Raw genomic sequence first — 13999 nt, forward strand, 5'->3', positions numbered from 1 at the left:
ATTTCCACGGTCTGCGTTTGTTAAACTGATCGGTCGGGTCAGGAGCGTGTACGTATGGCAAGTGAAGGCGCGGCGGCGGTATTGCTGGTGGACCAGGACGTGTCCATCGTGCGCGAAGTCGTGCCGTTTCTCGCCGAGAAGGGCTATGCGGTCGAGCAGGTGGACGACGGCGAAAAGGCGTACAACCTGCTCGATGATCGGCCATTCGACGTCTTGATTACCGAACTTAACGCGCACCGCATCAACGGCATGCGCCTGATGGCCGTGGCCAAGGACCGTAACCCGGAGGTGTGCGTCATCCTGATCACGCGGGAACCGGACATCGAGCACGCGACCGAGGCGATGCGGCAGGGGGCGCTGGATTTTCAGACAAAACCGCTGAACCTCGGCAAGCTCGAAGCGGTGATCCAGTTGGGCCTCGGTCGGCAGCGGCTTGTGCTCGAACAGCACGAGCTTCGGCGGCGGTTGGACGAGAAGTACGGGCTGGGCAGCCTCGTCGGCAAGTCGCGCGGCATGATCAAGGTGTACGAGGCGGTGCGCCAGATTGCGCCGACGCGCGCGACGGTCTTGATTCAGGGCGAAACGGGCACGGGCAAGGACCTTGTCGCGCAGGCAATTCACACGAACAGTCCGCGTCGCGACGCGCCGTTCGTAAAGCTGAATTGCGCGAGCATCCCGGAGGCGCTGGTCGAAAGCGAGTTGTTCGGCCATGTCGCGGGGGCGTTCACGGGCGCCGTGCAGACGCGCAAGGGTCGGTTCGAATTGGCGGATAAGGGCACGCTGTTCCTGGACGAGGTCGGCGAGCTGTCGCCGGCGTTGCAGGCGAAGCTGTTACGCGTGCTCGAAAGCCAACAGTTCGAGCGGCTGGGCGATTCACGCACCATTAACGTCGATGTGCGTCTCATCGCGGCGACGAACCGTCCGCTGGAGAAAATGGTCGCGGAAGGCAATTTCCGCGACGACTTGTATTACCGGCTTCACGTTGTGACGATCGACGTGCCGTCGCTGCGGCAAAGACGCGAAGACATTCCGCCGCTCGTGGACTTCTTCTTCCGCGAGGCGTGCCGCGCCAACGGCAAGGAACTCGAGGGCATCACGCGCAACGCAACGGATGTCCTGATGCGCTACGACTGGCCCGGCAACGTGCGCGAGTTAAAAAATATCATCGAGGGTATCGTCATCATGTCGCGGCCGGGACGCCTCCTCGATGTGCAGGACATTCCCGAGCACATCCGCCGCACGACCGCTCCGGAGGTCCGCGAGATGCGCATCCCCACCGGCGCGACGATGGCGGACGTGGAACGCATTGTGATAGAGGAGACAATGAAGGTGTGCGGATTTAACAAGGAACGGTGTGCGACCACGTTGGGAATCGGCCTGCGCACCTTGTATCGGAAATTGAAGGAGTACGACATTCGCTAAGAGCTTCTAATGTAGATTGGAAAGCGAATTCTGCGACGGACGTATGGCAACAACTTTCTCGCAACGATCCTTCCGCGTGATGGGTATCATCACCATCGCCGCCGTGTACTTTTTGATCTTTGTGGGCGGCGTGGTCCGCGCATCGGGCGCGGGGATGGGATGTCCGGACTGGCCGAAATGTTTTGGGCGCTGGATACCGCCGACGGACGTGTCGCAGTTGCCGGCGAACTACCAGGAGATTTACGCCGAGCGCGGCTACGCCGACACGGAATTCAACGCGTTCAAGACGTGGACGGAGTACGTGAACCGGCTGATCGGCGCGAGTATTGGACTGCTCATTTTTGCGACGTTGATTGTGTCGTTCTCGTATTGGGCCGTGGATCGTGGCGTGGTTGCGGCGAGTTTCGCTGCGTTCGTTCTCGTTGGGTTCAACGGCTGGCTCGGTTCGGTGGTCGTTGCGAGCAACCTGGTGCCGTTCATTATCACACTGCACATGCTTGCGGCGTTGCTCACGGTGGGCGCGCTGATCTACGCCGTTGCGCGATCGAACCGGCACACCGGAAATGTCGAAACCCTGCGAACCACGCGCGGCATTCCGTGGCTGATCGCGCTGGTGTTGCTGCTCTCGCTCGTGCAACTGGTTCTAGGAACGCAGGTGCGCGAACAAGTCGATGAAATCGGCAGCGCGATGGGCGACACAAACCGCGCGCAGTGGGCGAGCCAATTCGGCAAGGCGTTTTTGGTGCACCGGTCGTTTTCGATTGTGGTCTTACTGGCAAACGTGGCGTTGGTGGCGGCAATACGGCGCGCGACAGCGCCGCGCAGCCCGCTGCGGAAAAGTGCCTATGCGCTGCTCGGCCTGATTCTCGCCGAAATCGTGGTTGGCGCGACGCTCTACTATGCGGGAATGCCCGCCGCGATGCAGCCGTTACATCTGGTGCTCAGCGCGTTGCTGTTTGGCGCGCAATTTTACATTCTAATTGGATACCGCATGGCGCGGCGCGAACGTATGGCCGTGCCAGCGTAGTAGCGCGTGGTCACGAAGGGACGCGCCCGACATGGAAGCCGGGCGCTACAACGTGGCGATAGATTTGAGGTGAGTGCGTGAGTTTTCGAGGCGAGTTGGAAATGTGGCCGGCGGAACGCGTGAAGGCCTGCATCGACGTCATGACGCCGGAAGACGTCGAGCGCGCGATTGTGCGCGACGAACGGACGCCGGAAGACCTGTGCGCGTTATTGTCGCCGCACGCGACGGCACGACTCGAGCGGATCGCGCGCGAGGCGCAGCGGCTGACGCGCTGGCACTTCGGACGCACGATCGGCATGTATGTGCCTCTGTACATTTCCAATGTGTGCGGCGCGGACTGCACCTACTGCGGGTACGCCGTGCGCTCCGGCAACAAGGAAAAACGGCGCACCCTGACGCACGAGGAAATCCACCTCGAATGCGAGGCACTCGCCGCCCAGGGCTTTCAGAGCGTGCTGTTGCTTACCGGCGAGGCGCGGCGCGCAGCGCCGCCGTCGTACATCGGCGAGGCGGTGAGCATCGCGCACGAGCACTTTGCGTCGGTCGCCGTCGAGGTATACACGCTCGATCAATCGGATTATGAAGACTACGTCCGGCGCGGGTTGGATGGTGTGACGATCTACATGGAAACGTATGATCGATCGACGTACGCGGACGTGCATCTGATCGGCGAGAAAGTCGATTACGATTACCGGCTCGACGCAATCGAGCGCGCGGGCGGCGCCGGCGTACGGCGGTTGAGCATAGGCGCGTTGCTCGGCCTGACGGACTGGCGCGTGGACGGGTTCTGGACCGCGCTGCACGCTCGCCACGTGCAGAAAACGTGCTGGCAAAGCGCGGTGTCGGTCTCGTTCCCGCGGTTGCTGCACGTGCCCGACCGGTTCCACATCCCTGAACTTGTGACCGACAGGCAACTCGTGCAATTGATGCTCGCGCTGCGGCTGTTCCTTCCCGAGGCGGGATTCAATCTATCGACGCGCGAGACCGCGGCGTTCCGCGACAGACTCATTCCGCTCGGCGTCACGATGATGAGCGCGGGATCCTCTACTCGTCCCGGCGGATACAGCCTTTACGGCGAGGAAACGCTCGAACAATTCGAGATCGAAGACCACCGTTCCGTGCGGGAGGTGGCCGCGGCAATCAGGCGCGCGGGATATGAGCCGGTATGGAAGGATTACGATCACGCGTTCGATTCTGGCTCGTGAGTCTTGGACCGATAATCGATGCGGTGGCAACAGCGTTAGGCGGCGCTAAGGGGTGAAAGGTCGGACCGTTTTACGGGAGGCATACCGAGACCGCGCAGGACTTTGTTTAGCGCAATTACGCTGGTAGTCGTTGGAGAGGTGATCTCGATACCTATCGGCTTGCCGCTTCGGTTGTAATCGATGACAAGTCCGTGTCCCGCCTTTTCCGTGCGGAAACTTCGATCATTCGCCCGGCGGGGTAGGTACAGGTATGCGGCTATCGCACGCCCGCGTCGAAACGTCACTTCAAGATACGAATTGCTCATGCTCTAATTCTACCAAACTGGATAAGCCGTCACGACTACAAGCAATCGAGCGTCCATGTCGGGCTCAACGACTACTTCCCATAAGTGCCTGCGGTGCCTGGTTTCAATTATCCATCGACCTTCCGTTTCGCCCCGTCGTAATCGCAGCGCGTGTTCGAGCATCGCGCGCAATTCCAGCTCAGTAAACTCTCGGTCGTCCATTCGCTTAAGCGCATGCGGGGTGATTTCGAGTTCCCACTCCCACCACTCCGGCAAGTGTTTCATACGTAGACTCTTCCCCGCGGCGTCAAGAGAAATAGTCTAACACTGAAGCGTTATCTACGAATAACGTCTCTCCCCCGTAGGGTAAACCAAATTGTCCCCGCCAACCCGAATGCGAACGCCGTCCACAAGTTCAGCACCGGCGAGTAGTTCCAGAGGATCGCGCCGGCACCGGCGGCGAAAGCAACGATCACATCGCGCAACAGGTAGTAGAGGCCGAAGACGGCGGCCTTTCGGTCTTCGGGAGCGTGGTCCATGATGAGGGCCTTGCGGGTCGGCTCGCCGAACTCCTTGAGTCCGCGGATGATGAACGCGCCGACGAGCGGCCAGAAGGACTGGCTGTAAAGCAGCGTTACGGGGAACAGCGTGAAGAAGACAAACGTCATCACCACGAAGGGTTTCTTGCCGAGCCGGTCCGCCCAGTACGCAACGGGGATGTAACAGAGCACGGCGGTGGTCATTTCGATGGTCGTCAACCAGCCGAACTCCGCCGCGCTGACCTTGTCTGCGATGAGATCGCAGCACCACACGACGACAAACACCGACGGTATCTGTTCGCAGAACCGAACGAGAATGTCCGACACGAGCAGGTTGCGCAGGTCGCTGCTCATCAGCGGCAAGAGTCTGAACGGGTTCAGTTCCGCGTGATTGCGCTTCGCCACTGGCGGCTCTTGAACAAGGCGCTCCTGCAACACCAACGCCACAATGGTCATGACCAGCGCGACGGCGAAGGCAATGCGCATGCCCGTGTCGCGGCCCCACGCGTCGATACAGTAGCCGCCGAGCAGCGGGCCGAGCGCCATGGGAACGCGCTTGATGAGCGAGTGCATCGAGACGCCCATGGCCCGTTTGTTCTTCGGCGCGATCCCCGAAACAAGGTCCATCGTGGCGGGCAGCGAGATAGCGGTCCAGGAGATGAAGAGCATCGCGCCGATTATCGCCGTGGGCCATGACGGCACCGCGATGATCAGCGCGTACCCGGCCATCGCCATAATGTTGAAGAGGCGCAGGGCGCGCTTCATGCCGAGGCGTTCGCCGATGTAGCCGCCGAAAAACGAGTAGATCGCGCTGAGTTGGTTGTCGAGGTAATTGAGCAGGCCGAGCGCGAGGTTGCCGCCTCCGAGCGCCATGAGATAAAGCGGCAGGAACCGCTCCCCCATCTTCTCGCCCATCGCCACGAGAATGACCATGGCAAGGAGGCCGATCATGCTCGGCTTGAGAACAAAGAATTCGAGGACTCGGTTCATGGTTTCGCGGATTTCGTCGTGCTTGCGCATAGCGCATCAATACGGAACAGAACTATATGGAGTGCTGCGGCGGGTAGACGCCGCTTTGTCTGTGCACGGCTTTCTCGTGCTCGTGCTCGTAATCGTGCTCGTAATCGTAATCGATCTTCTCGACGTCCACGGCATTCGAGCAGGATACTCGCCACATTACGTGACCCCTCCCGCCGCCGCACAAAAGGCGCACTTCTTATTTGCCATAGGGAGGTCCAGGCAATGCCGCGATGTGAATTTCAGCGGGCTGCCCGGCGGAAACGCTGACGGGCAGGCCTTGCGCGAGTTCCGCGCCACTGCGTATAAACGTTTCCGCGCCGCGTTGCACGGTATACAGACGGTCCAGCTCGACCGTGAACCACTCGGGCCATTCGTTGAGACGCGTATAGTTCACGGGAAGATTGAAATAGGCCTTGTGGCGCCGGATGTCGAAGCGAAGTTTTCCTTCCCATGGGCTGTCCGAATCGATCGCCACAAACATGGCGTCGCCGGTGCGGACTGCGCCCAACCTCACATCCGCGCGCCACGGCTCGATCCATGTCCCCTGCGACTTCATCAGCGCGTACATGAGCGCCGTGCGCACGTAGTTCCCGTCGCCGTACCAGTCCTCGATGATGCCGTCCTCGCGCTGGCGCGCGAGAAACCGCGCCACGCAGGTATCGAGCACGGCGAACTGCGCGTCGTCCGGCATGCGATTCAAAAACACAATCGCGCTTTCAATCGCATCGGAATAGGCGTTCGAACCGTACTTGCGCCCGCTGCCGTCGGGATCGTCGAGATACGTCGGCTTATCGGCGACGGCTTTCATGGTACGTTTCGTCGCGTCGAGGAAGCGTTGCTCGCCGGTGATGAGATACGCCGTGTAGACGCCGTTGAAGAGGTAGCCCCAGCAGTGGGCGTGCCGCGCATCGAGCACCGACCGATCCCGCACGGACAGCGCCGACACCCACACGCCGTCGTCGTTCAGTCCCACGTCAAGCAGGACATTTACCAACGCAGCGAGCGCAGCCGAGTATTTCTCGTAGTCCGTGTGTTTGGTCTCTTTCAAATACGTCACGAACTCCGACAGTCCCGCGACTATCTCGTTGCCATGGTCGCTGAGCACAAACCGGTCCGACGCGGGCTGACCGGTCTGGAGGTCCCACAAGTGCGCGGGAAGCCCGTTCGATTTGGGGATTACTTCCTCGAAATAGAAGCGCGTGATCGCGAGCCCTTGGCCGACGTAACGCGGGTCGTGCGTTTCAAACGCCAGCCGCGAGAGTGCCTGCAGGAATTCGCCGTTGATCTCGGCGCTCAGCGACGGCACACGGCCGTGCGGCGTTTCGTACGGCGCGTTCGCGATGACATCATCCGCCATTCCGATCATTCGCGCGTACCAGCCGTGATGGCCCAGGAGTTCGGTCAGGGGCAGGAGCCCATCCTTAATGTACTCGCAGGACCCGAACATGATGTTGTCGAGGTTCACGCCCTTCGCCTCGAACCCCTGCCCGCCCGGCAGGACGTTGTCCGACAGGCGGCCGACGCGTGTCGAATGGAGCAGCTCGTTGCGCAGGATGGCCTGCATTTCGTTCTCGTACGCCGCGCGATCGGTGTAGTACGCGGCCATGATTAGGAACGGGTACAGGTCCGCCGCCGAATCGCGGACATACCACGTGTTGTCCCCGCCGCGCCGTGGGAGCAGTCCGGTGACGGGGTCGATTCGCTTCAGGTACGCGTGCAGCACGCGGTTCGAACGCTGAAGCGCCCCCTGTGCTTGCGCGGCATTGCGCCGGCAGACGGCGAAGTCCTGCGCGCATAGCACGCAGGGAAAAGTCAATAGTAGGCATATTGCGGGCGGAATAAAGCGATGGCGGCGCATACCGCTTCCTCCTCTCCGGGAGTGGACGTGTTGGCCGAGCATAACATCTCGGCGACGACAAGAGTGAATGTCCGCAACTGTGCGTTGGCAATGGATACAAGAATGCACTACACTAAGCAAACCCCGGTAGTTGGCGGACCTGCATGTGCTGTTTCAATTGTCCGGGGACACCCAAGTTTCGTGGAGAATTCACCATGTTTCGCGGCTCCATTGTCGCGCTTGCGACACCGTTCAAGCCGAATTACGACATCGATTTCGACGCCTACGCGCGGCTGATCGAATTTCAGCTCGATCAGGGCACCGACGGCATTGTGCCGTGCGGGTGCACGGGCGAGGCGGCGACGCTCGCGCACGCCGAGCAGGAGCAGATCATCAAGTTCTGCATCGAGAAGGTGGCAGGCCGGGTGCCGGTCATCGCGGGCACGGGCTCGAACAACACGAAGGAGGCGCTGTCGCTGACACGCTACGCGAAGGAAGTGGGCGCGGACGGCGCGCTGCTCATCACGCCGTATTACAACAAGCCGACGCCCGCGGGCCAGATCGCTCACTACAAACTCATTGCGGAAGAAACCGGCATCCCGATCATGCTCTACAACGTGCCGAGCCGCACGGGCACGAACATCCTGCCGGAAACTGTTGCGGAAATGGCGAAGGTTTCGAACATCGTCGCGATCAAGGAAGCGGCGGGCAGCGTGGACCAAGTGTCCGCGATCAAGAGCCTGTGCGACATCACCGTGTTGTCCGGCGATGACTCGCTCACGCTGCCGATGATGGCCGTGGGCGCGACGGGCGTCGTGTCCGTGGCGGCAAACGTCGCACCCGGGCCGATTGCGCAGATGTGCGCGGAGTTCGACAAGGGCAACTTGGCCGAGGCGCAGCGGCTGCACTTCGAATTGCTGCCGCTGTTCAAGGCCCTCTTCCTCGAGACCAACCCGATTCCCGTGAAGGCGGCCCTCGCGCGTATGGGACTCATCGAGAATGTGCTGCGCCTGCCGCTCACGCCGATGCGCGAAGAGCCGTTCGCGAAACTCGACCGGGTGCTCGCACAGTTGCCTTCGTTACAGGTCGCCGCGCAGTGAAAATCTGCATGGCGGGCGCCTGCGGGCGCATGGGACGGCGCATCCTCGATATTGCGCTGGCCGAGGGCATCGAGGTTGGCGGCGCGTTCGACACGCCGGCGATGGCCGGCATGGAGTTGGTCGTCGGTGCGGACATGCACAAGCCGCGTATCATCACCGTCGGCGGCGATGCGGGTACCGAGATTGCCAAGTCCGACGTGCTCATAGATTTCACGTTGGCGGAGGCATGCGTGGGCAATGTGCGCGCCGCGGCGAACCATCTGCGCCCGGCCGTCGTTGGAACGACGGGCCTGAACGACGCGCAAAAAGCGGAACTGAAGTCATACGCGAATAAGATCGCAATCGTTTACGCGCCGAATATGAGTGTCGGCGTGAATCTGCTGTTCAAACTCACCAGTGAAGTCGCATCAATCCTCGGCCTCGACTACAACATCGAGATTACGGAAATCCATCACAACCAAAAGAAGGACAGCCCCAGCGGCACCGCCGTCCACCTTGCGGAACGCGCCGCCGAAGCGCTCGGCCTCAACTACGCGGAAGACACCGCACACGGCCGCACCGGCATGGTCGGCGCGCGCCCGACGCGGGAAATCGGCGTGCACTCCCTGCGCGGCGGCGACGTCGTCGGCGAACACACCGTCAGCTTCGTGGGGCAGGGCGAACGGATCGAACTCACGCACAAGGCGCACAATCGCGACAATTTCGCGCGCGGCGCCCTGCGCGCCGCAAAATTCGCGCTGCACGCCAAACCCGGAATTTACGACATGCAGGACGTCCTCGGCCTGCGCTAGAGCGTTTCAAGGTCGGCTGCACCGCGTGCTCGTGCTCGTGAGTCGCCATCGTACTCGATCTTATCGAGGATCGAGTGTGAGTACGATGACGACTCACGAGCACGAGCACGAAACAGACGGTGTGCTCAAACTTGAATTGCTCTAGTCGCGCTGGGACCGCTCGTGTGGCCGCGGCTCTCGCTACGAGTGGTCGCCCGTTTATTGTTGCGCCATTCTTCTGTCGAAACTATCTTCGATGGAATTTGAAATGACGATTATCCGATCCGGCAAACAGCGTCTTTACATCCTTGTTTTGGCGGGTATTCTGCTCATCGCTGGCACATTGGCGTACATCCGCTACTTCGCGACTTTTCGCTTTTGGCTGCCGCCCCCGGTTGGCGATGGCGCCGCCGGCCCAAGCGTGGCGCGGGAGCCGTTCGAACATCCATGGACAACCGGGAACGTTGTGCTTTTGGGCATTGGCGACAGTGTGACGGCGGGCTTTGGCGCGTCCCCCGGTCACTCGTATTTTGAAATGCTCTTCGCCAACCCCGAGGACGAATACCCGGAAATGCGCGGTGTCTGTCTTCGCAGCGTCCTCCCGAATCTCAAGCCGATGAATATCTCCGTTTCCGGGTCGGATTCGATTCAACATCGGAACGAACAGGTTGGCGAACTGAAACCCTTTCCGGAAGCTGAACTCGGAATCGTCGTCATGACGAGTGGCGGCAACGATCTCATTCATTGGTACGGACGCGGCTCGCCGAAAGAAGGTGCGATGTATGGTGCGGATTTCGCGCAGGCGCAGCCGTGGATCGAAAACTACCGCACCCGCCTGAATGAAATGTTGGACCGAATCACGTCCGCGTTCCCGGGCGGTTGTCACATCTTTCTCGCGAACATTTACGATCCCTCCGATGGCGTCGGTAACCCCGCCGCGGCGGGATTGCCGCCGTGGCCCGACATGCTCCGCATACACGATGCATACAACGGCGTCATTGCAGACGCCGCAGAAGCGCGAGACAATGTTCACCTTGTAGATATTCGCGCGGCATTTCTGGGGCACGGCGTACATTGTGTGCAATGGTGGCGCCCGCATTATCGGAAGGACGACCCTCACTACTGGTATTTCACCAATCTTGAGGATCCGAACGATCGCGGGTACGATGCGTTGCGAAGATTATTCTTGAACGAAATCGAGAAGGTAGTGCGAAAGCAGTTCGATGAACAACTCTCGAGTGGACAAATCCGGCGATGGCGAGTCGCTCGCAAATAATCCGTTTGCCGCGCTGGCGGGATTGAAGGGCGCGTTGCCGGATGCGCCGGCGCCGCGCCCCGATAAGCAGGTTGCGGAAATTGTGCGCCCGAAAGCAAACGTGCCGTTTCACATTCAGCGCACACGAAAGGGCGGGATGCCGCTGTCACTCGAGAAGCGCCCAGGCGGAAAAGTGGCAACCTTGATTGGTAACGTGCAGGGGGACGCGGACGCGCTATTGACGCTGTTGAAGAAGAAGTGCGGCGCGGGCGGCGTCGTACGCGATGGCGCGGTCGAGATTCAGGGTGATCACCGCAGCCGGATCGAGGTAATCCTGCGCGAGTACCTCGTCTAGTCCGATCGTGCTCGTGCTCCCGCTCGTCATCGTACTCGATCGTATCGAGAATCGAGCGCGAGTACGATGACGACTCGCGACAGGAGCACGAGCACAAAGACAGAAGCGGTGCACGCGCACCAGCAATTGCAGCGCAGCCGGTCCTTACGGCGCGCTGGTCAACAACTTCGTATCCGTATCCGCGTCGAAAACCTCGATCAGCGACGCTTGCGTCATCGTGGGTACCGTGTCGCCGTCCTCGGTGTCGAGTTCGATTTCGGTCTGGCACGCGGAGAGCGGCGCCGTGCCGACGCTCTGGTTGTCGACGAATACTTCAATCGTGGTCGTCGCGTCGTCGATGTGTTCGACTTCGACATTCAGCTTCTTGCGTCCGCTCGTGCGCTCTTCGTACTTGGCTTTGCCCTTCGGCGCGTCGATTTTCGCGGGCGGGTGCAACGTAAACCGGTAGCGAATGCGATCGCCGCCGCTTCCGGCGTTTGCCGCCGAATGCGTCAGCATAATCACGAACATCCCGGCGACTATCGCCGCCAACCCGCGCGCCATCCACCGTGCGACACTCTTACCCATCGTACCTACCTCCCAAGTTTCCCACTGGTTGTTACATGACACTACGGACACTGCGAACGCAACGGATATCGCCGTGGGAACCCGCTGAGATCCGCTGCACCTTGCGACGGAATTACCGCGGCGAGCGCGGTTCGTTACGCAGCGCGAAACAAGACATACGTACAGCGCCATATATAGGAAACTAGAAAAACCGCGCGCCGCGCCAGGACGCGATGGGAGTCCTGGGCGCGGCGCGCGGGCTTTCGTGCCCTGTTAGCGGCTACTCGACAGCTTGGGGAGGGGGCGGCACGTCATGACGCGGGCCGGTGCCATCTCGGCGCGGACCATGGCCGTCACCCTTGCCCGGACCGAAGTCTGGACCGCGATCACCCCTCGGGCCGAAGCCCGGGCCACCTTGCGGACCGCCGGGGCCAAAACCTGGCCCACCTTGGGGTCCACCGGGACCAAAGCCGGGGCCACCTTGCGGACCGCCAGGGCCAAAACCGTGATCCGGACCGTCCTGTGGACCTCGACCCATGTGGGGCGGCTTCATTTTTGCGTCCCACTCTTCACGAGTAATTTTGCCGTCGCCGTCGGTGTCTACGTCCTCAAACCGTGGCGGCGGGGGCGGGAACCCTGGGCCACCCATACCGGGCCCGCCGTGAGGGCCACGATGGAACCCGCCTTGTCCACCCGGACCTCCCAGGGGCGGCATAAATTCACCATCCTGGCCACCGGGCCCGCGCATGCCACGTCCGCGTCCCGGTCCTTGACCGGGGCCACCCGGAGGTGGCGGGAAGTTTCCCTGACCGCCGTCAAAGCGCGGCGGAAGTTGCCCACCCTGGGGCGGTGGCGGCAGTTCGCCGCCGGCTGGCGGCGGGGGTGGCGCCACGTTCGTGTCCGCCGGCGGGGGTGGCGGATTGTCCTGCGCGGACGCCGTCCCGGCGAACGTCATCACGCTGGCCGCGATGACGGCCGCGAACACCGCGATCCGCTTCGTCGTTTCTATCGCTCGTTTCATGGCTTATGCCCTCCTTCATCGGTTGTGCCTGTTGGCTGACACGGGAACTGTGCCACGCGAACATGAACACACAAGGCAGATTTTCATGAACAAACTGTAATCTTTGGCCGCCGGGCGCCGGTGCTATACTCGGATTTGTATGAGAGTGTTGGTTGTAGAAGACGAAAAACGCATACTCCAGTTCGTGACAAAGGGATTGGAGGAGGCGGGTTTTTCGGTCGATTCGTGTGAGACGGGCGACGACGGACTTTTTCGCGCGACCTCGCAGTCCTACGACGCGATTGTGCTCGATATTATGCTGCCGGGACGCGACGGATTGAGCGTGCTGCGCCAGCTTCGCGAGAAAAAGAACTCCGTGCCGGTCATCCTGTTGACCGCGCGCACGGCGCTGGACGAACGCGTCGAGGGCCTCAACCTTGGTGCGGACGACTATCTCACCAAACCGTTCTACGTGGAAGAACTGATCGCGCGGTTGCACGCGCTGGGCCGACGCTCGACGGGCCAATCGCTGACTGTACTGCAAGCCGGTAGCTTCGTCGTCAACCTGGTCACGCGCGAGGTGAAGAACAACGGAGCGGACGTACGGCTGACGGCGCGCGAGTTCGCATTGCTCGAATACCTGATGCGGTCGCCGGGCCGCGTGTTTTCGCGCACGCAAATCCTCGAACACGTCTGGGGCTACGACTTCGATCCGAACACCAACCTCGTTGATGTTCACATTCAGCGCCTTCGCAAGAAACTCGGCGCGGCGGCCGATTCGCTGATCGAGACGATACGCGGCGTCGGGTACCGGTTTAAGAAAATATAGGCGAACCAGCCGTGAAGCGTTTTGGATTTCGGATATCGGGTCTTGGAATGGAAGCGGAGAACGGTCGGCATCAAGTATGGGCTGGACCGGCAGGCGTACCGTGTTTGCGTCCCGGCACGGTCCGTCGTGGCGGGCGCGAGATATGATTGCGCTAAAATCGTTTCGCGTACGCATTGCGCTGTTGTCTGTCTGCATGTCGGGGCTAGTCTTGGCGGCGTTTTCGGCGTGGGCGTGGTTCATGGTGCAGCGGTCCAATCTTGGACGGCTGGATGACACGTTATTCGACATCGCGCAACGGCATCTCATGTATCCGCACGACGCGGCGCATTGGGTGCAGGTGGATCGATCGCTTCAAAGCGTGTTCGGCGCGGAAGCGGGACGCGCCGTACTGCTTGTCGTGGACTCAGACGGCAAACTGCTTCATCGTTCGTCGGACTGGCCGGTGAATCTGCGTCCACTCAGGTCCATTCCGGATTCCGCGTTCACCGACGCGGTCCCGGAGTACCCCTTGCCGCCGCAGAACGACTTCATGTTGCCGCCGCGGCCACGCGGACTGCAGCGGGGCTTCGACGGTCCGGGCGACGAGTTTCGTCCGCCTCTCGATCCGCCCGGCATACCGCGCGACCGTCGCGCCCAAGGTCCGCCCGGACCGAGTCCTCCGCCGGGTCAGCCCGCCCCACTGGGGCAAGGCCTGCCGCCCGGTCCGGGCCCGCACACGGGTCAAGGTTTCCCGCCAGGTCAGGGCTCCCAGTTTGGGCAAGGCCCCCCGACGGGTCCAGGCCCCCACTTGGGGCAAGGCCCGCCGCCGGG

Annotated in this window: 15 protein-coding genes; 9 read left to right on the top strand and 6 right to left on the bottom strand. The window is 61.5% G+C overall.

Features of this window, described 5'->3' with window-relative positions:
* The first annotated feature begins 54 nt into the window (after window positions 1-54).
* From HUU46_22010 to thiH, 3 genes are all read left to right on the top strand, one after another.
* Window positions 55-1422: a sigma-54-dependent Fis family transcriptional regulator gene (locus tag HUU46_22010; protein ID NUM56322.1), complete on the top strand. Its 1368-nt coding sequence runs from the start codon at window positions 55-57 to the stop codon at window positions 1420-1422.
* Between the two features lie 43 nt (window positions 1423-1465).
* On the top strand, window positions 1466-2449 hold the full coding sequence (locus tag HUU46_22015; GenBank protein ID NUM56323.1) for a COX15/CtaA family protein: 984 nt from the start codon (window positions 1466-1468) through the stop codon (window positions 2447-2449).
* A gap of 77 nt (window positions 2450-2526) precedes the next feature.
* Complete coding sequence (gene thiH, locus HUU46_22020; protein NUM56324.1) at window positions 2527-3654, top strand: 2-iminoacetate synthase ThiH; 1128 nt, start codon at window positions 2527-2529, stop codon at window positions 3652-3654.
* 35 nt (window positions 3655-3689) lie between these two features.
* On the opposite strand, the gene HUU46_22025 is transcribed toward thiH, so the two are convergent.
* The 4 genes from HUU46_22025 to HUU46_22040 form a co-directional block, all read right to left on the bottom strand.
* Complete coding sequence (locus HUU46_22025) at window positions 3690-3959, bottom strand: DUF2283 domain-containing protein (protein NUM56325.1); 270 nt, start codon at window positions 3957-3959, stop codon at window positions 3690-3692.
* A gap of 9 nt (window positions 3960-3968) precedes the next feature.
* The gene (locus HUU46_22030) at window positions 3969-4223 is read right to left on the bottom strand and encodes a DUF4258 domain-containing protein (protein ID NUM56326.1); all 255 of its coding nucleotides are present in this window, start codon (window positions 4221-4223) and stop codon (window positions 3969-3971) included.
* A gap of 50 nt (window positions 4224-4273) precedes the next feature.
* Entirely contained in the window at window positions 4274-5467 is a 1194-nt protein-coding gene (locus tag HUU46_22035; GenBank protein ID NUM56327.1) for an MFS transporter, read from the bottom strand.
* A gap of 226 nt (window positions 5468-5693) precedes the next feature.
* A complete protein-coding gene (locus HUU46_22040; protein ID NUM56328.1) occupies window positions 5694-7355 on the bottom strand; it encodes a hypothetical protein in 1662 nt (553 codons plus the stop codon).
* Window positions 7356-7549: 194 nt separating this feature from the next.
* On the opposite strand from HUU46_22040, the gene HUU46_22045 reads away from it, so the two are divergent.
* The 4 genes from HUU46_22045 (at window position 7550) to HUU46_22060 (ending at window position 10814) form a co-directional block, all read left to right on the top strand.
* A complete protein-coding gene (locus HUU46_22045; GenBank protein ID NUM56329.1) occupies window positions 7550-8434 on the top strand; it encodes a 4-hydroxy-tetrahydrodipicolinate synthase in 885 nt (294 codons plus the stop codon).
* A gap of 8 nt (window positions 8435-8442) precedes the next feature.
* Window positions 8443-9225: a 4-hydroxy-tetrahydrodipicolinate reductase gene (locus HUU46_22050; protein ID NUM56330.1), complete on the top strand. Its 783-nt coding sequence runs from the start codon at window positions 8443-8445 to the stop codon at window positions 9223-9225.
* A gap of 256 nt (window positions 9226-9481) precedes the next feature.
* Complete coding sequence (locus tag HUU46_22055) at window positions 9482-10480, top strand: SGNH/GDSL hydrolase family protein (GenBank protein NUM56331.1); 999 nt, start codon at window positions 9482-9484, stop codon at window positions 10478-10480.
* Entirely contained in the window at window positions 10428-10814 is a 387-nt protein-coding gene (locus HUU46_22060) for a translation initiation factor (GenBank protein NUM56332.1), read from the top strand. The genes HUU46_22055 and HUU46_22060 overlap by 53 nt, the downstream gene beginning before the upstream one ends.
* 144 nt (window positions 10815-10958) lie before the next feature.
* Here the strand turns inward: HUU46_22060 and HUU46_22065 are convergent, their stop codons facing one another.
* Both HUU46_22065 and HUU46_22070 read right to left on the bottom strand, forming a co-directional pair.
* Window positions 10959-11381: a hypothetical protein gene (locus HUU46_22065; GenBank protein NUM56333.1), complete on the bottom strand. Its 423-nt coding sequence runs from the start codon at window positions 11379-11381 to the stop codon at window positions 10959-10961.
* Between the two features lie 259 nt (window positions 11382-11640).
* A complete protein-coding gene (locus HUU46_22070; GenBank protein ID NUM56334.1) occupies window positions 11641-12315 on the bottom strand; it encodes a hypothetical protein in 675 nt (224 codons plus the stop codon).
* Window positions 12316-12520: 205 nt separating this feature from the next.
* On the opposite strand from HUU46_22070, the gene HUU46_22075 reads away from it, so the two are divergent.
* Entirely contained in the window at window positions 12521-13189 is a 669-nt protein-coding gene (locus HUU46_22075) for a response regulator transcription factor (protein ID NUM56335.1), read from the top strand.
* Between the two features lie 142 nt (window positions 13190-13331).
* Window positions 13332-13999 (top strand): hypothetical protein (locus HUU46_22080; GenBank protein ID NUM56336.1); only part of this gene is annotated, 668 nt, incomplete at its 3' end.

It is taken from the genome of Candidatus Hydrogenedentota bacterium, from assembly GCA_013359265.1.
Taxonomy (GTDB): domain Bacteria; phylum Hydrogenedentota; class Hydrogenedentia; order Hydrogenedentales; family SLHB01; genus JABWCD01.

Coding starts and splice junctions, on each gene's coding strand:
- HUU46_22030 (NUM56326.1), bottom strand. CDS start 4,223: ATGAAACACTTGCCGGAGTGGTGGGAGTGGGAACTCGAAATCACCCCG.
- HUU46_22070 (NUM56334.1), bottom strand. CDS start 12,315: ATGACGTTCGCCGGGACGGCGTCCGCGCAGGACAATCCGCCACCCCCG.
- HUU46_22060 (NUM56332.1), top strand. CDS start 10,428: ATGAACAACTCTCGAGTGGACAAATCCGGCGATGGCGAGTCGCTCGCA.
- HUU46_22065 (NUM56333.1), bottom strand. CDS start 11,381: ATGGGTAAGAGTGTCGCACGGTGGATGGCGCGCGGGTTGGCGGCGATA.
- HUU46_22045 (NUM56329.1), top strand. CDS start 7,550: ATGTTTCGCGGCTCCATTGTCGCGCTTGCGACACCGTTCAAGCCGAAT.
- HUU46_22010 (NUM56322.1), top strand. CDS start 55: ATGGCAAGTGAAGGCGCGGCGGCGGTATTGCTGGTGGACCAGGACGTG.
- HUU46_22035 (NUM56327.1), bottom strand. CDS start 5,467: ATGAACCGAGTCCTCGAATTCTTTGTTCTCAAGCCGAGCATGATCGGC.
- HUU46_22015 (NUM56323.1), top strand. CDS start 1,466: ATGGCAACAACTTTCTCGCAACGATCCTTCCGCGTGATGGGTATCATC.
- HUU46_22040 (NUM56328.1), bottom strand. CDS start 7,355: ATGCGCCGCCATCGCTTTATTCCGCCCGCAATATGCCTACTATTGACT.
- HUU46_22050 (NUM56330.1), top strand. CDS start 8,443: ATGGCGGGCGCCTGCGGGCGCATGGGACGGCGCATCCTCGATATTGCG.
- HUU46_22025 (NUM56325.1), bottom strand. CDS start 3,959: ATGAGCAATTCGTATCTTGAAGTGACGTTTCGACGCGGGCGTGCGATA.
- HUU46_22075 (NUM56335.1), top strand. CDS start 12,521: ATGAGAGTGTTGGTTGTAGAAGACGAAAAACGCATACTCCAGTTCGTG.